Origin of the sequence: Neobacillus sp. 204 (assembly GCF_046562815.1) — a bacterium.
GTDB lineage: Bacteria > Bacillota > Bacilli > Bacillales > Cytobacillaceae > Neobacillus.
Genome location: NZ_JBJORY010000008.1, coordinates 17,838 through 38,491 on the forward strand (window position 1 = coordinate 17,838; position 20,654 = coordinate 38,491).

21 protein-coding genes are annotated in these 20,654 nt (G+C 36.9%); 3 read left to right on the forward strand and 18 right to left on the reverse strand.

Annotated elements, in window-relative coordinates; all coding sequences use genetic code 11:
* Nucleotides 1–102: 102 nt before the first annotated feature.
* The 6 genes from katA to uraD form a co-directional block, all read right to left on the reverse strand.
* The gene (katA, locus tag ACJ004_RS16995; RefSeq protein ID WP_410894343.1) at nucleotides 103–1,557 is read right to left on the reverse strand and encodes a catalase KatA; all 1,455 of its coding nucleotides are present in this window, start codon (nucleotides 1,555–1,557) and stop codon (nucleotides 103–105) included.
* A 102-nt stretch (nucleotides 1,558–1,659) separates the two neighbouring features.
* A complete protein-coding gene (locus tag ACJ004_RS17000; protein ID WP_410894344.1) occupies nucleotides 1,660–2,991 on the reverse strand; it encodes a nucleobase:cation symporter-2 family protein in 1,332 nt (443 codons plus the stop codon).
* Nucleotides 2,992–3,006: 15 nt separating this feature from the next.
* Complete coding sequence (tpx, locus tag ACJ004_RS17005) at nucleotides 3,007–3,537, reverse strand: thiol peroxidase (protein WP_410894345.1); 531 nt, start codon at nucleotides 3,535–3,537, stop codon at nucleotides 3,007–3,009.
* A 43-nt stretch (nucleotides 3,538–3,580) separates the two neighbouring features.
* Nucleotides 3,581–3,940 carry a hydroxyisourate hydrolase gene (uraH, locus tag ACJ004_RS17010; RefSeq protein WP_410894346.1) on the reverse strand — a complete coding sequence of 120 codons (360 nt, stop codon included), beginning with the start codon at nucleotides 3,938–3,940 and terminating at the stop codon, nucleotides 3,581–3,583.
* A complete protein-coding gene (pucL, locus tag ACJ004_RS17015; RefSeq protein ID WP_410894347.1) occupies nucleotides 3,937–4,923 on the reverse strand; it encodes a factor-independent urate hydroxylase in 987 nt (328 codons plus the stop codon). The genes uraH and pucL overlap by 4 nt, the downstream gene beginning before the upstream one ends.
* Before the next feature lie 15 nt (nucleotides 4,924–4,938).
* Nucleotides 4,939–5,430, reverse strand: coding sequence for a 2-oxo-4-hydroxy-4-carboxy-5-ureidoimidazoline decarboxylase (gene uraD / locus ACJ004_RS17020; RefSeq protein ID WP_410894348.1), 492 nt, complete (start codon nucleotides 5,428–5,430; stop codon nucleotides 4,939–4,941).
* Nucleotides 5,431–5,652: 222 nt separating this feature from the next.
* Between uraD and ACJ004_RS17025 the strand changes: the two genes are divergently transcribed.
* A complete protein-coding gene (locus ACJ004_RS17025; protein ID WP_410894349.1) occupies nucleotides 5,653–6,843 on the forward strand; it encodes a PucR family transcriptional regulator in 1,191 nt (396 codons plus the stop codon).
* Nucleotides 6,844–6,922: 79 nt separating this feature from the next.
* Here ACJ004_RS17025 and ACJ004_RS17030 read toward each other — a convergent pair whose 3' ends face one another.
* On the reverse strand, nucleotides 6,923–8,113 hold the full coding sequence (locus ACJ004_RS17030; protein ID WP_410894350.1) for a PucR family transcriptional regulator: 1,191 nt from the start codon (nucleotides 8,111–8,113) through the stop codon (nucleotides 6,923–6,925).
* A 667-nt stretch (nucleotides 8,114–8,780) separates the two neighbouring features.
* Between ACJ004_RS17030 and ACJ004_RS17035 the strand changes: the two genes are divergently transcribed.
* Nucleotides 8,781–9,002, forward strand: coding sequence for a hypothetical protein (locus ACJ004_RS17035; protein WP_410894351.1), 222 nt, complete (start codon nucleotides 8,781–8,783; stop codon nucleotides 9,000–9,002).
* A 146-nt stretch (nucleotides 9,003–9,148) separates the two neighbouring features.
* On the opposite strand, the gene ACJ004_RS17040 is transcribed toward ACJ004_RS17035, so the two are convergent.
* Entirely contained in the window at nucleotides 9,149–9,448 is a 300-nt protein-coding gene (locus ACJ004_RS17040) for a hypothetical protein (protein WP_410894352.1), read from the reverse strand.
* A 235-nt stretch (nucleotides 9,449–9,683) separates the two neighbouring features.
* Between ACJ004_RS17040 and ACJ004_RS17045 the strand changes: the two genes are divergently transcribed.
* A complete protein-coding gene (locus ACJ004_RS17045) occupies nucleotides 9,684–9,875 on the forward strand; it encodes a Rid family hydrolase (RefSeq protein ID WP_410894353.1) in 192 nt (63 codons plus the stop codon).
* 13 nt (nucleotides 9,876–9,888) lie between these two features.
* Here the strand turns inward: ACJ004_RS17045 and ACJ004_RS17050 are convergent, their stop codons facing one another.
* From ACJ004_RS17050 to ACJ004_RS17095, 10 genes are all read right to left on the reverse strand, one after another.
* Complete coding sequence (locus tag ACJ004_RS17050; protein WP_335381920.1) at nucleotides 9,889–10,059, reverse strand: hypothetical protein; 171 nt, start codon at nucleotides 10,057–10,059, stop codon at nucleotides 9,889–9,891.
* Nucleotides 10,056–11,054 (reverse strand): TIR domain-containing protein, encoded by a 999-nt coding sequence (locus ACJ004_RS17055; RefSeq protein ID WP_410894354.1) that lies wholly within the window; start codon nucleotides 11,052–11,054, stop codon nucleotides 10,056–10,058. The genes ACJ004_RS17050 and ACJ004_RS17055 overlap by 4 nt, the downstream gene beginning before the upstream one ends.
* 29 nt (nucleotides 11,055–11,083) lie before the next feature.
* Nucleotides 11,084–11,728, reverse strand: a complete 645-nt coding sequence (locus tag ACJ004_RS17060; protein ID WP_410894355.1) for a hypothetical protein — start codon at nucleotides 11,726–11,728, stop codon at nucleotides 11,084–11,086.
* Between the two features lie 335 nt (nucleotides 11,729–12,063).
* Nucleotides 12,064–12,648, reverse strand: coding sequence for a GNAT family N-acetyltransferase (locus ACJ004_RS17065; RefSeq protein ID WP_410894356.1), 585 nt, complete (start codon nucleotides 12,646–12,648; stop codon nucleotides 12,064–12,066).
* A 347-nt stretch (nucleotides 12,649–12,995) separates the two neighbouring features.
* Complete coding sequence (locus tag ACJ004_RS17070; RefSeq protein ID WP_410894357.1) at nucleotides 12,996–13,736, reverse strand: ankyrin repeat domain-containing protein; 741 nt, start codon at nucleotides 13,734–13,736, stop codon at nucleotides 12,996–12,998.
* Nucleotides 13,737–13,869: 133 nt separating this feature from the next.
* Nucleotides 13,870–14,070 carry a hypothetical protein gene (locus ACJ004_RS17075; protein WP_410894358.1) on the reverse strand — a complete coding sequence of 67 codons (201 nt, stop codon included), beginning with the start codon at nucleotides 14,068–14,070 and terminating at the stop codon, nucleotides 13,870–13,872.
* A 280-nt stretch (nucleotides 14,071–14,350) separates the two neighbouring features.
* A complete protein-coding gene (locus ACJ004_RS17080) occupies nucleotides 14,351–14,974 on the reverse strand; it encodes a trimeric intracellular cation channel family protein (RefSeq protein ID WP_410894359.1) in 624 nt (207 codons plus the stop codon).
* A 118-nt stretch (nucleotides 14,975–15,092) separates the two neighbouring features.
* Nucleotides 15,093–16,280, reverse strand: coding sequence for an amidohydrolase (locus tag ACJ004_RS17085; protein ID WP_410894360.1), 1,188 nt, complete (start codon nucleotides 16,278–16,280; stop codon nucleotides 15,093–15,095).
* Nucleotides 16,281–16,349: 69 nt separating this feature from the next.
* A complete protein-coding gene (locus ACJ004_RS17090; protein ID WP_410894629.1) occupies nucleotides 16,350–17,741 on the reverse strand; it encodes an MFS transporter in 1,392 nt (463 codons plus the stop codon).
* A 469-nt stretch (nucleotides 17,742–18,210) separates the two neighbouring features.
* Entirely contained in the window at nucleotides 18,211–20,550 is a 2,340-nt protein-coding gene (locus ACJ004_RS17095; protein WP_410894361.1) for a helix-turn-helix domain-containing protein, read from the reverse strand.
* Nucleotides 20,551–20,654 lie beyond the last annotated feature (104 nt).

Genomic DNA, 20,654 nt, shown 5'->3' on the forward strand with positions numbered 1-20,654 from the left:
TAATTTTTCAAACTATGATGTAGAAAAGATCATCATCAAGATGATCTTTTCTATGGGGATATTTGTAGTTATGTTAAATCACTAGTAAATGAGAATAACAGATTAAACTTCTTGTGGAACAGATAAACCAAGTCCCTCAGCGACACGTCTTCCATACTCTGCATCTGCTTTAGAAAAATGCGCGATTTGGCGAAGCTTAATGTCATCTCGCTCCACTGGTTTCATTGCCCCAACAACCGTTGCAATCAAACGTGATTGCTCTTCTGCACTCATGAGACGGAACAGGTTGCCAGCTTGTGTGTAATGATCATTATGATCATATGGTACTTCCTCTGCCAGACCGGTAATCGGGAAAGCAGTTTGCTTATGTTCTGGAGCTTCAGTTGGTCCATTAAGGCTGTTCGGCTCGTAATAAACAGAGCGGCCGCCATTTCCATCGAATCGCATTTGTCCATCACGCTGGTAGTTGTTCACTGACTTTGGCCTGTTGATCGGCAGTTGGTTGTGTTGAACGCCAACACGATAACGGTGGGCGTCAGCATAGGCAAATATACGGCCTTGAAGCATTTTATCCGGGGATGCTTCAATACCAGGTACAAAGTTTCCAGGTGAGAAGGTTGCTTGCTCTACTTCAGCAAAATAGTTTTCTGGGTTTCTATTTAACGTCATACGGCCTACTTCAATTAATGGATAGTCTTTATGAGACCATACTTTCGTCACATCAAATGGATCGAAGCGGTAGGTATCGGCATCCTCCAACGGCATGATTTGAACATGAAGTGTCCAGGATGGGAAATCACCATTCTCAATGGCATTAAATAAATCTTCCGTATGGTAATCAGGGTTTTCACCAGCAATCTTTGCAGCCACATCAGGAGCCATGTTCGTAACACCTTGATCTGCTTTAAAGTGATATTTCACCCATACTCCATCACCGTCCTGATTTACCCATTTGAATGTATGGCTGCCATAACCATTCATATGGCGCAGTGTGGCAGGGATACCTCGGTCACCCATTAAGTATGTGACCTGGTGAAGTGCCTCAGGCGATAAAGACCAGAAATCCCAAATGGCATTAGGGTCTTTTAAGTGTGTTTGTGGATGACGTTTTTGTGTATGAATAAAGTCAGGGAATTTAATCGCATCGCGAATGAAGAAGATAGGCGTGTTATTCCCAACAATGTCATAGTTTCCTTCTTCCGTATAAAACTTCACGGCAAATCCCCGTGGATCGCGTACTGTATCAGCAGAGCCAAGCTCTCCGGCAACGGTAGAGAAACGAATGAACATTGGCGTGCGTTTTCCTACCTCTGATAAAAAGTTTGCTTTTGTATAGTTTGATAGATCATTAGTTACTTCGAAATAACCATGTGCTCCAGCACCCTTGGCATGAACAACTCGCTCAGGAACACGTTCACGGTTAAAGTGAGCTAATTTTTCTAATAAATGAACATCCTGGATTAATGTTGGCCCTCTTGAACCGGCTGTCATAGAGTTTTGGTTGTCCCCAACCGGGGCACCCCAGCTAGTTGTAAGATTATTACGATTTGTACTCAATAGATTCACCTCATTAGTATTTGTTTTTAGTAGCTTACTTTAATAATATTATTTATGTTCCCTGATAAGCAACGGCGTTTCTTGATAAGCGTAAAATTAAAACTATGCATTTAATTTAATATCTGGATCGATGTCCACTAGAACTTCTTTTTGATCATGTTCCTCTCCTTTACCGTTAAGGAAAAGATTTAATAGGAATAACACAAGCGTTCCCATAACTACCCCGTTACCTACAAGCATTTTCGCAGTGTCAGGAAATGCTGCAAAAGCTTCCGGAACTCCTTTTATAGCTAACCCTGTTCCAATACCGACTGCAATGACTAACTGATTTGTAGGCTTGCTTAAATCAGATTTGGCGATGATTTTTATAGAAGCTGCAATTAACATGCCAAACATTGGAACCATTGCCCCGCCTAGAACAGGTGCTGGAATCATGGTAGCGATAGCAGCAAATTTAGGTAATAATCCTAAGATTAATAGAATAACCCCTCCAGTTACTACAACGTACCGATTCGTAACTTTAGTCAAGAAAACAAGTCCTACATTTTGTGAAAATGTAGAGTGGTTAAAGGAATTAAAAATCCCACTAAACACAGCAGCTAATCCCTCTGCTCGCAACCCTTTTTTCACTTCCTGATCTCCAATCTCCCTTTTACAAACTTCTCCAAGTGCAAGGAATACCCCAATACTTTCGATCATGATAATCGTTGCTATAACAGTCATCGTTATGATGGAAGAAAGCTGGAATGTTGGCAATCCAAAGTAAAACGGCACAATAGGTGTAAACCAATCAGATGTACCTAATATAGAAGCATCTACTTTTCCCTCGAGATAAGCAATTACAGAGCCTATAAACATAGCGAACAATACTGATACCGTTTTCAAGAACCCTTTTAAAAAGGTATTGAATAGTAAGAATAATAGTAATGTCACCAGCGCTAATGACAAATTAGTCATGGATCCAAAATCTTTTACACCCGAGCCCCCGGCTGCATTTCTCATCGCTATAGGCATAAGTGAAACACCGATAATAAATACGATTGATCCTGTTACTAAATGAGGGAAATAGGGAAGAACCTTTCCTATAAACTGTGCTAAGGTAGCTACTATAAACCCAGAAACAATTACCGCTCCAAAAACTCCTTGGATACTATGAATCTCTCCAATGGCAATAATCGGCTGCACTACAGTAAAGGAAACAGCCATCATAGCTGGCAATTGAATACCAACTCCCCTAAACCCTAAAACCTGTATTAAAGTAGCAACTCCACAAGCAAATAGGTCAAATGAGATTAAATAAACGAGTTGTTGTTGAGTTAATCCAAGTGCTGGAGCAATAATTAAAGGTACTGCAACTGCTCCTCCATACATAACACATACGTGTTGGAATCCTAGTAATATAAGTTTCCAAATCGAAAGCTTTTCATCTGTCATCCAAGCACCTCCTATTCATCTTTTACTCTTAATAATAGACCCCACTGCATGTAAAGCAGCTTCATAGTTTGGATGTGCTGTCACTTCTAAAACGTATTCCACATACGTCACTATATCTTTTTCATCAACAACAAATATTGCTCTGCACTCTAAGCGATTTTCCTTAATATACGTGCCATAAGCCTTTCCAAAAGACATCTCATAATGGTCAGATAAAGTTTGAATTCGTTCAATTCCAGCTGCACCACACCACCTACTTTGGGCAAAAGGAAGATCTACACTAATTGTAAGTGCAACTACCTCCTCTCCGAATACGCTTACAGTTTCATTGAACTTTCTCGTTTGTGCATCACATACTACCGTATCAAGTGAGGGTACGACCGTAATAAGACGGATCTTCCCCTTTGAATCTTCAAGAGTGACCTTTGAACGATCATTTGCTAGCACTTCAAAATCGGGTGCTTTATCACCAACATGAACTTCACTTCCAATTAAGGTGACTGGCTTCCCTGCTAATGTTACAGCACCTGGTCGTTCTTGTATCATATCGATTATCTCCTTCACGAAATTATTTTTAAGTATTAGATTACTAGCTCCCCCTATAAGTACTATATCCACCTGGTGCAACAAGAAGAGGGATATGGTAATGCCTATTGCAATCAGCAATACCAAAACGGATAGGGACGCAATCTAAAAATGGAGGGTTAGATATAGAAATACCTTGAGCTTTAAGGTAATCACCTGCATAAAATAAAAGTTCATATTCTCCAATGGTTACTTCCTCTCCTTCTAGAAGTGGAGAATCAACCCTGCCATCACTATTCGTATGCACAGTTTTTAGTAGATTCCGGCTCCTTTCACTTTCAATGTGCCATAACTCTACCTTTATCTCTTTAGCTGGCAGCCCTTTTGACAAATCTAAAACATGTGTTGTTAAACGGCCACTCATACTTGTGTGTAGGCGGATTTAGGTGTTGCCTTCTCCTTTTCAAGATCTTCACGTGTCACAGCGAATCCTTGGAAACCATATGGTGGGCGCGGCTCAGTGAATACACTGCCCTCAGAGTTTGGAATGTTTTCAACAATCGTTTCCCAAGTACGGTTGTTTGTACCAAAGCGAACTTCTACCAATTGTGGAAAACGGTCAAGAACTCTTAAACCAATATGATAGATTAATTGTTGAATAGATCGGTTGTCTAACTGATGGAATACGGACTGCGCAATATCGCGGACTTGCTCTGCTGCAACATAACGTTCTGGATCAGCTCCAAAAGCATCTACGATATTGGAATACTTCCAGTCAATATTTAAATAGATAAATAGTGGTCGATCATAAGCTTCTGGCAAGGTTGTATATTCATCATGAATATACCCATAGAATGAACTTCCTTTTACTTTAATAAGATGTACCTCAGAGATTCCGCTCGTTTGTTCGATAATTTTGCTTCCTGTAGCCGTCCGCTCAACTTCAACAGCTGCTGTAGCAAACTCGTTACGAGATTTTCTATAAACAACATCACTGTGCTCTAATGTAGAACCTGATGGGACCAATACGGAATCAAAAGGTACTTCATTAGCTGAAATTCTAACAGCATCGATGTGGGAGTATTTGTCAAGGAAGCGCTCGCAAACAAATGTTAAAAAGCCTTCCATAGTGGAACCTTCGTAACTCGCAGCTTGTCTGAGCATGAAGTTTTTCATGGAGTCAGTAGCGATGACAAGGCTGTTGTCCCCTTCTGTAAAAGAGCTTAAAAATGCATCGCCTTTTAGGGCAATTTGTGCGTTCATCCCAAAAATGACATTATTCTTGCTCGTAAAGTTTGACTCAGGAATCACTTTTAATCCTGTTAAAGGCTTTACATAAGTACGGAAAACAAATACATCCCCTTTTCCATAAAACATTGTTCTTTTTTGATTATTCTGATTATTCATTCCGAACATCTCCTTTTAATTTTTGATTACAGTTTCTAAACGAAATTGGGCAATCCGATAAATTTGATTCAATGCTTCCTCTAATTCGTTGCGTTCAGACAACTTTAGCCGAGTTTGCATAGCGTTTCGGATCGATTCTTTGGTATGGCCTTTTACTGCCAAAATAAAAGGGAAAGCGAATTTTTCCTTATACAAATCATTTAGCTCTAAAAATTCTTTGTATTCCTCTTCCGTTAGTGCATCAAGACCTGCACCAGCCTGCTCCTTTACGGAAGCATCTGCCATTTGCACACGAGCCGCTAAATCTGGATGCTTCCTGAGCAAAGCTAGTTTTTCTTCGCCTGAAGCCTGTTCAACGACGTCTTCCATACTCTTTTGCAAATGTGCAAGAGAACGAAACGGTCTAGAGCTCCAAGCCCTTTCGGCAACCCATGGCGAGTGTTCAAATATCCAACCAAGCTCTTCGATAAAGTCAACTTGGTTCAGCTTGTTTAGATCATCAATCAAAAGACTAATAAAAACCCCCCCTTTCTTTTAAAAATTTGTTTGTTCACATTTTTGTCACACATCGATTGTTAACCTTATTTTATATGGAGGGTTATTCCCAGTCATTAGATGAAAAAGACAATAGTTTTCATTTATTTTTATGCTCAGAGCACAACCAATATGGTTGACGACTTAACAATCCACCATGGATAATGAAGTTAAAATATGGAAAGGGTGAACATCTTGGGCTTAACAGTACATGAGGCTTTATCTATACCGCCATTGGACCGTTGCTCTGCAATTGCAGGCACTCGTGGACTTTCTCGTGAAATCAACTCCGTTAACAGCTTTGACGCTCCTGATGTTATGTCCTGGTTAAAGCCAGGAGAATTAGTATTAACCAGCGGATATGTGTTTAATGATAGTTTTAACTTAGTTGAACTAGTAGAACAATTAGCCAAGCGCAATTGCGCTGGATTAGCGATAAAAGTATCTAACCTGCCAGCTGAGATGTTAGAAACAGCCAACAAACTAAATTTGCCAATAATTGCAATACCTGATAATGTTTCTATTTCTGAATTACTCGGTCCCATTCTTAGACAAATATTTATGTATCAGGGCCAACAGAACGATCAAGATAAAAAAAATGCTTTCATAAAACAACTCATCCATAGGGAAATAAAGAATGGAGAGGCTATTTTTACAGAAGGGGGAACATTCAGTTTTAACCCAACAAAGGCATATGCATGTTTATGTATAACACCTTCTCTTTTTAACAGTAAGTTTAAAATGGATCTTGTTCATCTTTTTGAAAAAATAAAAGAAATTGGAAAAGAATTAGGTTATCAACCTTTTATAGGGGCATATGAAGGAATGACTATTGTCATATTGCAGGATTCTTGCTCACTGGATGGGTCTCTGCCTCTCCAATTTGCTTTTAAAATAAAAGAGGAAATCCTTGAGTCCCCTTTCCATATTGGGATTGGTACTTACAAAATAGGCATTCAACATTTCTATCAAAGTTATGATGAAGCCTGTCAGGCCATTCAAATCGGAAGTAAACTTTCGCCAAACCAAACGATTTATGATTACTCATCCTATCAAACTTATGTGGTTCTTCAACATACACCTCAACAGGTAACAGAAAACTTTATTAAAACGACATTAGGCCCTTTGATAGAATATGATAAAGAAACAAACTCTAACTTGATCAAAACGTTAGACGTTTACATAGAGAAATGTCTCAGTCCAGTAGAAGCAGCCCGTGTATTAGGGGTTCACCGAAATACAATCCATTTCCGACTCTCTAAAATTAAAGAATTATTAAGTACTAATTTAAACGATGGAAACATTCTATTTCAGCTCAATTTGGCTAGCCGTATGCTATCCTTATCGAACTTATCATCTAAAACAGTTAAAAACTCCCCTAACTGAACATAATGTTAGGGGAGCCAATGTAATCCATTTTTTAAACCTTGGTGCTTCTGAATGCCTCATGATAGCGCTAACAATATTACGATTTAACTAACAATCTAGCAACTTTTAATCCCAACTGTAGCCTAAACCATTCTTCTCCGTCTCTTAAATCTATATTTAATATTTCCTCAACCCTATTGATACGAAACTTTACAGTGTTCCTATGAAGAAAGAGTGAACGGGCGGTATCTTCAATTTTGCCTCTATACATTAGAAATACTTCCAATGTTCTTAACAGGTTAGTGTCATTTTCTTGATCATATCGAATTAAAGGATCTAACGTTGAAGTTAGATAACTTGTCAGAGTTAATTCTGGTAACTGCTGAAGAAGAATCTCTGGTTCCATTTCCGCATAGTCATATATTTCGCTTGAACCTTCAGATTTCTTATGTAATCCCAACTGAATGACGTCTTTTGCTTCCTTATAGCTTGAGTAAATATCAACAATATCTTGTTTAATCTTTCCAATTCCAATCGTTATCGTTTTACCTGGAAAAAGGTCTTCAAAATGCTTTACTAATAGTGCAGCAGCTTGCTTAACAAATAGCCTTAGTATAGGAGGATCTATATTTTTTTGAGGTTGAGCAATAATAATATAATGATCTAGTTTTACTACTACCATTTTCAAGTTGCATTTTACCTCGATATCACTAACTAACTGATAAAAAGCGTTTGTATTAAAAGTAGAAGAATGATCATGTTTGTTTACCACGCAATACATAATATTATAACAATTTTTAAAAAACAGACCGAAGTCTTGTAGCTGTTTTAACATATCATCACGATTTGAATATTCACCTTCAAGGAGTTGGGTAAAAAACTCTTTTTTCCTCTGTTGATCGTTGAAGAAGTTATCACTATTAAAAATTTCTCGCGTTATGCATATAAGTAAGTCTGATAGGGCTAAGTCATAAGGAATCTCAAGCAATGGGAAATTAAGCCGATTAGCTTCTTTAAGCATTGCTTCAGGTGTAGAGGACAAAAATCTCTTTACTTTTATCGCTAAGCCGGAACATTCCCGTTTATCCATTTCCTGAATTAATTTTCTTTGCATTTCAGGACTATCCTTAAAAACAAAACCTGTTGTAAGCAGGAAATCCCCCTTTTTTAACATCGTTAGATCAGGAGTATCCATTATACTAGCAGTACGGATTATACGACTTAACCCTCGGTCACCCGCTACTACTTGACAGTGTTCTACCAATTGAATGTTTAATGCCTTTGACACAGTTAGATAAATGGTAAAGCCCCCCTTTAAAACTCTTTTTTTTCGGTTTAATAGTCTCGGGTTTTATAATTCGCACAATTTCATTTTAGAAAAAAGTGATTTTCATAATAAATAGTATAATGTTAATATTCTGATAATGATATCAAATAAATGTAAAAAGTGTTATTTACGGGAATCCCACAAAATTTTAGCTTTTGAAGGTGCAGTTTTTGATTTATCGTCTAGTTCTACCTGCTTTCTCTACTCAAATGGGCTATTTCTAAATTTCTTAACTAGGAGAAATATCTTCAATTAAAAGGCATTCAACGACAGCCTTTCGACTAAATACCGCTTAAGCTATACTAATCAAACGTTTGGTTAAAACAGTCTCAAGTACTGATTTATAAGAACTTTACTAGCTAAGCACGAATATAATTTGTCGAGATCTGGAGGATAATTCCGCAGGAAATAACCCATCTTTCCACAAAATCAGATGGGCTTCTTTTTAACTTACACGATTCTATCAATTCCTTCCCTTTTCGTAACAGTGCACCGGAACTTTACGCTATCTGTCTTTATACTTATCATACTTTATTTCTACCAGGTGTCCGTTGTATCAGAAAGCAGTTTGTATTAAACTGGTATCTGATAAATTCATATAATATGAATACGAAAAAGGATGAGTGGGATGGATACTAGATTAGGTCATGGCAAACTCAGTTTATACACACAACGGTCCTTGTTTTCTATGTTTCTTGTATTTTTTGTAGCAATAGGTGTAATGCCCTTGTCAGGAGTACCCCTGGGGCGAATGGATTCTGAAGGGATCAGCACCGGTTGGCAATCGCCGGTTCAATGCAAGCAGTTGCCAAAAGAAAAACTCCATCCGTTCCAGCTGCTTGCAGCTTAACGAGATGGAGCTAACCTAATTAAGAGCCTTTGAACTCTTTTTTGCGCTTTATAATTGAATTTAGATATTTATTGGGTAATCGCCCATACACGCACAAAACACAGGCTGTTAATTATAAGAGTGATGATCCATTTATCAAATGGGATTCATGGGAAATTTATTTTTTCCTCTTTTTTATCTACCTTCATTGTTGTAATTAGTAATTGAACAGTAATAATTAACATAAAAATCAAAATTACAGCGCTCATATAGTATTGAATATTAGGTTTATATCCATACGTACCGAATAGAAAAAAAGATAAGATAAACAAAAAAGATAAAAACAGCTCAAAAATTAATGTAATGATAAAAAATAGTACATAAGGAATAACAATTTCTTTGTGAGAAACGTGTTTTAAAGTTAATCCCTCCCAACATAAGTCTGCCAATTTATTTATTTTCCTCATTGGTACCACTCCTATTAATCCCAACTCAAATAAATTGCGTCAATTAAAGAATATATAAATATGACTAATTATTTCCTTATTGTTGGAAAAATAGACTATTATTTTTCATTTATTGTATTTGCGTTGGTTTTATGGCGGTACCTCTAATTTAAAAATAGGAATAAATACTGATCAATATTTTTATAGCACTTAATAAACACTTCTTGATTATATTGGACCAATCATAAAAATAAAGTTGGATACTCAATTATTTACTTCGGGGCAAATTCCGGTTGATCAGAAAACAGAAGAAGTTGTAGAAGGTGGTATTACAGAGCATGCACATCAAGTAATAAAAAACTTACAGGCTGTGCTGAAAGAAGGAAAATTGGATGACCAAAATATTTTAACATACAAAAAAAAGAGAGTTTCTCTCTCTTTAAAATGATAATCTATGTTATTTAAGCCCGTTTTTTAAACGGGTCTTCCCTATAATCTGCTTTTCGTTTATAAACAACTTTTCCTGATTCTTCTTTTCCATGTTTGGAGGTAATAACTGCTCTTACACCTGTAACAGTTTCTCCAAGTTTATACGAATTTTTTTCTTCTTTCGATATCACTGTTCTTTTCATGAAGAAGCACCTCCAAAAATATTATTTATTATACTCAAAAGATTATAATTATTAAGAAATATATCGTCAATCTGTTCTTGACTTAATACCCTTCTTCCGGTTATTGCAACTGTCAGAACTAACTGATTTCCTATAGGATAGCATAATACATAGGTATTATCAAAGGCATTACTATTTTTTTGTAAAACCAGCTCAGTACTTTGTAAAAAACAATCAATTACAATAATTCTATCTGAATATCCTCTATTTTCATTAACATCAAATGTGTAAAATTTTCCTTTGCCATCATTTCCAGCAATCTGTCTCAAACCTTCGCTGCCCTCCGCTTGCCAAACTCCTATTCCTTCAACATAATATGAACCTGGGGCTTGATAAGCGTTCCTAACAGCTTCTTGTAGATGTTCAAACTTTTTTGTTGGATCCACTAAGAGCCTTTTAGATAGCGTTCTTAGTATACGGATCAAGGCATAGTCTTTATCCATGTTTGTTTGGGCTTCCGCTAAGAGCCTTGATGGATCCTGAAAGATGCCCAATTCTTCGACTTTTCTTATAATCGAACTACAAGCAATATTTACTGCAGCATCGTAGTTATTATCCCTTCGAATTTCGTACCTTAATACAGCAAGACCCTCCAAATCTGAAGGTAGACGAAACCCTTTAGCACCCTCACTTTCAGGTGTATTTCTGGGAATAATGTAAAAAACTCGTCCTCTTCTTAACCTTCCCCAGAATAACCCCATTTCAAACAAAGTATTGTCCCTTGTAGTAAATGTTAAGGTGCCTCGAATATTTATAATGTCATCGGGTGAAAATACAAATACTGCAAAATCATTTTCATCTAATTGTCGTTCAAGATTTTCCATATTGTATTCAAGCGGGCGAAATGCACCCGCTGACCAAGGAGTTACTTCAGCAACATGAGCGAGTGAATTATGAATCGCATTAACATATTCAATGGACTCTTTTGCAGATCCTATAAATACTTTTGGTTTCATTTGAGTCATAACTCCTCCAACAAATATAATTAAATCTTCAAAATACTTTTAACTTTCAACCATAATTTCTTCATTTTTTTGAAATGCATCGAAAAAGAATAAACTACGGTATAAACAAAAATCAATATACAAAAAACAATATCCAACACTAAAGTTAAATCAAAGAATGGTTTCGTCATTAATTCCGAAACTATTTTGTAACTTGTTAAGATAACCAGCAATAACGGAAAAACCAATATATACAAATAACCAGCTAAGGAACTAAACAGTTTAAAATTGTTTAGGTATGACTTTCCTTCTCTAGTGAACATTTCTCCTTGAGGATCGTAACATGAATTTAACTCGCCCTCGACCTTATGGATATAATTGTATTGTCGTTCAACAACTATGTTGATTTGAAAATACCTGACCACCAAACACAATAAAACAAACCATAGCATAGTGTGAATTGCATCTCGATTAATACTCAATGTGACTTTGAGTTGTTCCTTAACAATGTCTGAAACAGCTTTTGACGGATCAACAGGTATTATCGTCAGAATAAACATTGCCGCGAAAACTAGCAAAGTATAAACGAATAATCGGTCCCTTAACTTCAAGTATTCCCTTTGTAAAGCAAAAGTATCTTTATAATGGTCATGGAGTGTTTGAAACTTTACATCTTCCTCACCCATAAGATTACCTCAACCTATAGATTTTTTAGTGCAGACATTATTCATATCTTTAGGAAATAAATTAGTCCATGATACACCAGCAACCTTAAGTTCCTATTTACATCAAGTTATGATATATTTCTAGAAAAATGTCCCATTTCCTGCAAAATTTCATTTATTATTTCCATATACATGGTCTAAACAAAAAGCCCTTCCATTGTCATCCATACATGAAAGGGCATTGTTTTTAGTTATTTTACAACCATAAGCTCGATTTAATGTCTTCATGAAAGTCGATTACACTCTCCATGCAATTGCCGTCCCCCTCTATATTATTTAAAATCTTTCTCTGTTTGTTATAGAAACTGCCCAACTGGAAAATCAAGATTAATAGTAGTATGACGCAAGATCGATTCATAGGCCTTGGCTTTTTCTGAAAACAGACGCATCAGAACAACAACGTCTAAGGATTCGCTAGATAAAGCATCCTCATCTCGACTTCCAATGAGCACCACATCTGTTACGACAGGCCAAGCACCGGCACGAGTATAGAAAGAAGTTAAAGATGGGTTACACGTGAATATCCCAAAATCTATGTCTCTTTGTTTTTCAATCCATTGAGTAGCGGCAGCGACTATACGTAAACCCAACCCTTGACCATGATACTCGGGATCTGTAGCCACACTGCTAAGTCCACCAATATTGAATGTTTGTCCATTGTGCTTGATAGTCTTATGCACCACACCTGCATAGCTGACCAACTTTCCATCTATGTAGGAATAAAATGAGCGTGCATTAAGTTCTTTATCGTGAGCTTCCAGAATCTTTGCCCCCGGCATAGGACAAGCATCCGGCCAAACCTGATGTAGCATTATGGCAATCTCACGTTGTAATGTTTCAGGTGCTTGATTATAATAGATTGATTGCACGGTAGTTGTCATAGGTTTTCCCCCTACTTTCTTCTATGTAAAGTTCCTCATTGTGTTTATTTATCTTCAATACAATCATTCTCCCTAAAATGATGTAATTCTACTTTAACTTTTTTCATTCTTAATACTCACAGCCCCAAAATCCCCTACCCATATTTTCTACAAATAATTTTAAACTATCCAGCCCAGTAGGTCTTCTACAATTATCTGGCCCGATTCAAAAAGAACGCCCTTCTTATTCAAGAAAGGCGCACTTTAATTGAAGAGCAAAGCTTCTATTAGCTGGTTAGTTTAACAAGCATACTATTTTAGTTTACAAACCTCTTATAAGTCTATTCGAATGATGTTTTTGTCGGTGCTCAACTCTGCTTCGACGACTTAGCGCCCTTGCTTTTCAACCAGGCAACCAAGGTATCCCTCCGAGTGTCGAGACTGCCCGCCGCATCAAGTGCTGTTTGATCAGTGTAACCAGGGACCCCATTTATGTCGGCTCCTTTGGAGAGGAGATATTCGGCAACACGACGTTGGCCTCCACTGCACGCTTGCCAGAAAGCCTCGGTAATGTCATCCACAGTAGGTGCCGGATTGGAGCCCATCAGTTCCTCTACGCGAGACATTATCCCTAGAGCTGCTGCGTGCCAAAGCTTGTTCACACGCGCGCCCCGCTGTACCAAAAGTCTCGCAACGTTCCAACATCCATAACCCACTGCATTGTCCAAAGGGATACCACCTGCGATGGAGCCACCAAGCACTTCAATGTCGGCTCCACCATCGATTAACGCAGCAGCAACATCCACATCGTCACTGCTGGCCGCCCAGTGCAATGGGGTCTCCGAAAAGGTTCCTCCTGTAGCTGGGGCATTAGGATCTGCTCCTGCGTCAATCAGCATTTTTACAATTACGGGGCCGTTTGGGAAGTATCCTGGCCAATCTGTAACTACGTGCAAAGTAGTACGCACCCCCCCTTTGTTGTCTATCGCTCTCTTTGAGGCCATGCCAGGAATCTCGTTCAAAAAACGACGTAATACATCCACGTCGCCCGTTTTGACCGCGCGCACGAACGACACAGCCACTTGATCGTTATGTTTTATTAACTCCATGATATCCTCTCCTTAGGCATCATATATTATTTTTCTTCCAAAGTGGCTAACTTCTTCGCTAAGAAATTCTACCTCTTAAATGCAGTAGATAATTATTGTAAGGAGTAACCTACTCCTTCTTAGGTGGCATTTGTCAGCCACCCTCTATGCAAGTTGTGTTGGAGCTTCCTACTACTTTATTTAATTCAGTTATTAAAACATGAAGATTGTTATCGTTTACTAATACTTGTAATGTCTTTTCTGAAATTGGAACATTGTATCTTTGAAAAACCTCAAATGTTACTTCCCATACCTCGCTTATAGCCTTTGAAGACATATTTGATTGGATTACCAAAAAAACAACCTCCTTAAATCCTTATATTAACACTTTTTGATTTAACTACCCCTTTACTTGAAGAAGAAAAAGCATTACCGTCGTTCCAGTAATGCGTCCGATTGCAGAAGATCATTATAAGTTATGCTGGCGACAGGGATTTTTAATATTGCGCTTATAATTAAATACGACTATATCCATTCATTCCTATGCTTAGTAATGAAATTAATATCGTTTTAAAGCGAGGGCAAAGAATATCTCCTAACATACTCATATGTTGCATTGCAAATCTAAGCTTTTTTTATCTATCCAAACTCCTTTTATTATCATTTTGAATGTTGTGTGGTAAATTCCATTTAAAGTAGACTGATAATATCCTAAAGAAAACGATTACGATTAAGAGGAAAATTGTGGCATAGGGTCCACGTATCAAATCTAAACCAATGGTAAAACCTGCAAATGCTGCCCATAAGGCATAAATTTCTGAACGAAAAATCATTGGTTTTCGACCTGCAAATACATCTCGTATCATCCCACCACCGGCTCCTGTCATGGTAGCTGCTATGATTACGGCAATAAATGGTGCATCAATCGAAACCGCATAGTTTGCACCTTGAATGGCGAATGCCGCCAAACCAATAGCATCAAAAAATACCACACACTTTTTTAAATGGTCAATCCAATTATTCGGCAAGATAAAAACGATGGTAATAGCCAAAAAGGCAATTTCAAATAAATAATCTTGCTTCCAAATGTTTTCAATAGGTATTCCAATTAATAGATTACGAACAAGACCTCCTCCGAATGCTGTCGTAAACCCTAAAACGTAAATTCCTAATATATCATAATCCTCTTCCCTTGCGATAAGGGCACCACTTATAGCGAAAGCAAGAGTACCAATGATGTTAAGGATGTCCCATGTCAAAGCGCCCGCTCCTTTCCCCAATGGTCCCATTTATTGTCATAAGTCAAAAACTCAATCGTAATACACCGAAGCATGTGGTCATCTATACCACACCTTACAAACAATTCTATTCTTTTTCCTAATCTAACTCATAATAACCGCAAACAACATATCCTACTGCCTTTGCTGCCACGATAAGGGCATCTTCATCGATATCAAATTTAGGATTATGATTAAAATAAGGTTTTTCTACTCCTTTAGGTGTACAAGCAATGTAAAAGAAGCAAGAAGGGAATTTTTCAGCATAGTAAGCAAAGTCTTCAGATGGCGGCATTGCTGGAAACTCCTTTACTTCTTTAATATCTTTATCTTTAGCATTCTTGAGAAACTCAGCAACCTTTGCTGTTATTTCAGGATCATTATATAAAGGTGGATAATCATTCGTATAGGTTAGATCACATGTTACACCAAATTCTTCTTCAAGCCCTTTTACAAGACGTTTAACTTCTTTTTCAATTGTTGCTTTTGTTTCAACAGTCATATAACGAATATCGCCTTCAAGCTCTACGCTGTCTTTAATTACATTAAATGTTCCTTTTCCATCAAAAGAACCAATTGTAATCACACCAATATCAAAAGGACTTAATCGACGGCTAATAATCGTTTGAGCGGCTGTAACAAAATGAGCACCAGCCACAATGGCATCATTCGCTAGATGTGGTGAGGAACCATGTCCACCTCTCCCTTGAATTTTTAATTTCATATAAGCCCTGCCGTTAAAAGAATATCCAGCGTGATACCCAACAACTCCGGCTGGGGCCATTGGCAACAGATGGATGCCAAATATATTATCTAAATCGTCAAGTATGCCGGAGTCTACAATACTCTTTGCCCCGCCTGGAGGAACTTCTTCCGCATGCTGATGAATAATTTTTATTGTACCTGGAATTTCATCTTTTAATTGAATTAGGCAATCCGCTAAAACTAACAAATAGGCTGTATGACCATCATGACCACACGCATGCATAACGCCTTCATTTTTTGATTTAAATGGTACATCTGTTTCTTCGACGATTGGGAGTGCATCAAAATCAGCGCGCAAACCAATGTTTTTTCCAGGTTTTCCACCTTTAATTGTCACGATAATTCCGTATCCATTACCTACATTCGATTGAACTTCTACGTCCTTACCTTTATAAAAATCAATAATAAATTGAGCTGTTTTTTCTTCTTTAAAAGAAAGTTCAGGATTTTCGTGTAGGTATCTGCGAATTTCAATCATTTCATCCTTACGAGATTCTAACATTTCCATTAATATACTTCTCATCATCTTGTCATCCTTTCCATATTTTTCAAAAAACCACTAAGTGTGGCGTTTTACATTCCTGACTGCTTATTATTCTGTAACAAGGCCTCCAGCCTGTGATTTTTTAGGAGCAGTAAATGTTTTACCAGCATCTCTTGGCACCAAAAAGATAATAGATAATATTGAAAGTACACCGAATATAACGTTTACGATAATTCCTACTGAAGCCGCTGATTCAAGATCTCCATTTGCAGCGATTGCACCGTAAACCGCTGCTGAAATCGCGACACCGAATGCACTGCCAAGTGAGCTTGCCATTTTATAAACCCCAGCTGCTTCACCGACTTTGTCAGCAGGAGCATTAGATACAGATGTATCTGTTGATGGGGTCGCATAAAGTCCAAGTCCAAGTCCAAATAGTGCAAAGCCAATGAAGACGACAATTGTATAAGTAAGGTCAGGTAAGAAGGTTAATCCCATCACGGCCACACCTATTGTCGTAATCAAGGCACCCCAGATCATTGGTGATTTTGCGCCTACTTTTTGCAAAATTTTCTCTCCGACACGAATCATCGCAAGCACAGCTACTAAATAACCAAGTGATAACATACCTGATTGGAATGAATTAAATCCACGGCCTACTTGTACATACGTGTTGGCTACAACTAGTGTACCAGCAATCGCATTTAGCAAGAAATTGGATATAGTCGCACCTGCATATGGCTTATTTTTAAATACAGAAAAGTCAATCAATACGATATCTTTTCTTTTTTCAACTTTGATGAAAACAATCAAACCGATGATTGTGACAATGAGTAGGACGATTGAAAGCGGGCTTGTCCATCCAAAATCTGATCCGTAATTAATAAATACATTCAAAGCAATCATTGTGATGATAAAAATAACTAAGCCAGTGTAATCGAATTTAAAAGCACCTGTAGATTTTTGTTTACTTTCTGGTGTTTCTTTCAGTAGAAACATACCAATTATTGCAAAGATGATAGAAAAGATAAAAATCCATCTCCATCCCATATATGTTGCGATTGCACCGCCGGCAAAAGATGCAATCCCCGAACCGCCCCATGAACCGATGGACCAGTAACTTAGTGCACGCTGGCGATCTTTCCCTTCGAAATAAGCTTTCATTAATGCAATGGTTGAGGGCATAATACATGCAGCAGAAAGCCCTTGAATGATACGTCCAATTATCAGCAATGCAGACCCTTGAGCTAAAACAAGGCATAGTGAACCGACTATACTTAAAATAAAACCAATATAAGCAATCTTTTTACGCCCAATTTTATCGGCAAGTCCACCAGCAGCAACGATAAACATTCCTGAGAACAAAGCCGTTAAACTAATGGCAATGTTCACCGTTCCAAGTGAAATACCCAAATCTTCTTGAACAGCTGGAACCACATTGACCATTGCTTGTGCAAATAGCCAGAATGTAATAACACCAAACACAATTCCTATGATCATTTTATCTGTACCTTTATAACTTGTTTCCACGACTAAAACCTCCTGATAATTCAATAAAACCAACTGTAATATTGTTTAATATTATTGTCGTCTTCTTGTTTAATAATTTACGACTAATACGCAAAAAATAAAATTGCCGGTTATAAACAGTTGAAACTTTGAGATGGGGATCTTACTGACCGCTATTTCGGGATAAACTTTTATATCGTCTTTTTTCGTTTACCTTCCTCCTGAATCTTCATATAGCCATCTAACTGTTTTCCACAAGTTAATTATAAGACTGCTATCTAAAAATAGTGAGTCATTATTTGCGCATATTCCTCTTATAAAAAGTAAAATATTTCACTAACGTTGATTAATATCAAAAAAAGTAGGTTAATATTTAACTTAGCAAGTAAATAACCATACGAAAGAACTTTTCACTAAAATGCAAAAAAGCCATTGAAGCCTCCTCGCAACAATGACTTTTTCATATAATCGCTTTTCTAATATCAAAAAAATGAATCGCATTAATCGTTAAATAGGAATAAAAAGACCATTCACTAGCGATCGTTTCATCAAATATCTCTAAATCCGGATGGCTTGATCTATTGATGTAATCAATAATTTCCAAATCCATTCCATGCCTACTGTTTAAATTCCACCATTTCGTATATAAAGCACCGTGATCTTTATCAAAAATATGTTTCCGAATCTGATACTCTCCTGCTTCTAGGCCAGTGATTTTCACTAGAATCTCTTTATTTAGCTTTTGAAGAAAAGCTTCCTCAATGGAATAGTAAGGATTTACAGTATTACAGTTCATAAGCACTAACTGATAGCCTCGATCATTTTGTGTCATCAAATAATCTGACCCTTGAGCAATTACAGTCCCGTTCAGTCTCTTAGCAAACACCATTGCAAAATATGCTGGCCGTTTCCCACTGAAATAATGAAATAATTCCAAGCCTTCAATACGAATCCTCTGACCTTTGCCCCCGCCTTCATGCAATGCAGTGTTAATCCAAAAGCCAATAGATTCTACTTCATTCACTACATCCAAAACACTTTTCAACACTAATGCAGCACGAAAAAAAGTTCCGTTGGTAAAGCGTGTGTTTCCAGACAGTGTGTTCCATGAGATCAGATGAAGCGGCTTCTCAATATGATGCTTTTTTAGATATGATTTAATTTTCGCCGTTTTTTCTTTCAAATAATCTTTAGCCAAGAAAAAGCGGTCATCACTCAATTCCTGAAAATCAATGATGTCATTCTGGTTGGAATGATAGCCAATAAAATCTATATGATTGCCTTCCGTTAACAGCCATTTATGAGGATCATTGGTTTTCTCATCTTTAAAGGAGAATGGTAAAAACACACCTACATGAATGTCTGGAACAAGTTTTTTTAGTAAATTATACATTTTAAAATACACGCGTTTTAGTTCCTTTGCTTCAACAGCGGTATAATAGGGTTCATAAAAGAGAAAGTGCCATTTATTTAAATAGGATGCTCCGTATACTTGTAAACAATGCTTCATAAAACCATAAAGCTTTTGAAAATAATTTTCTTCATTTGTGGAAATTTCTTGATATTCAATCCTGATAAAAAGAGAAAGTCCATTCTTTTTCATAAAATTCAAGGCAACATCTGATTTAAAGTAAGGTGAACTTGTTGCAATCTCTTCATCTGTTTCAACATCTGCTGTAATCGTTTCTCCACTTAATAAATGGCTAATCCCTACATAATTAAGACGCATTTCTTCTTTTGCCATCAGCATTTGGGATCTTACATCTTCTTTTAGCAGCTCTTTTAATTCTCTAATGATTAATACATGATCAGGGCGAGATATTTTCGCATTGATTGGTTTTGAAACATCTAGCAGCAATTCTTCAAAACGTGACTCCGTATTACTATATGATTGATCATGTTTGGTTAGTACGGTTCCCAATTTAGCTAAAATTTCAGGTGAATTAATTAATGTTTCAGCATCTTCAAAATGATAGCTTTGAAACGAATCAATTGGTTCTTCTGAATGATTCTCACGGTAAACATGAGGTGTAACTCCGTACATTTCTTTAAAAAGACTCGTAAAGGACTTTGTATTCGCAAATCCATTTTTCATTGAAATTTGTGAAATCGTATCATTTGTATATAGTAAATCTTTCACACTATGCTTTAACCTGATGTTCATTAAAAAACGACTAAACCCCATTCCCATCTTTTGCTTAAAATACCGAGATAAATAACCTGTTGATAGATAGGATTTTTTCGCCATATCTTCTAAAGTAATAACTTGATGATAATTCCTTTCCATATACTCAATCATTTTTGTGAGTCGAAAATCATTTGTATCAATTTTTTCAATGGCGCTTCCTTTTTGCTTAAACCGGCGAATCAGGATTAACAATATTTCACATATGTATCCCTGCATTTCAATTTGATAGCTCTCATCTCTTCTACTATATGTAATCATTAATTCAACAAGCAATTTTCTCATTTTATCGAGCATTATTTCTCTGCCCATTTCTATTTCTTGAGAAAAGCAATCAAACCTACTGTTTCGATATTCTGAATAGTATTGATCCATAAATGAATCTGAAATATTTAACAGTAACACACAATTTGTTTGATTTCCTTGTGCTTGAAAAAGTTGGTTTCGATTAATGAGAAGCAAATCTTGTTCTTTTAATACATAAAAACGACTATCTATCTCAATCGTTAATTCCCCGTTAATAACAAAGATAAATTGCAATCCTTGATTAACTCTTGGAGATAAAAATTGAATTTTCTTCAAAGAAATTTGAAAATCGGTCAATGGTTCATCCATCTACTCACCTCATGTTATTTTCTACAGAAATGCCAAATATATCATTGCTGACTTTCTTAACAAGATTATATTGTTATTACGAAAAATAAGTGTTAAATCATAAG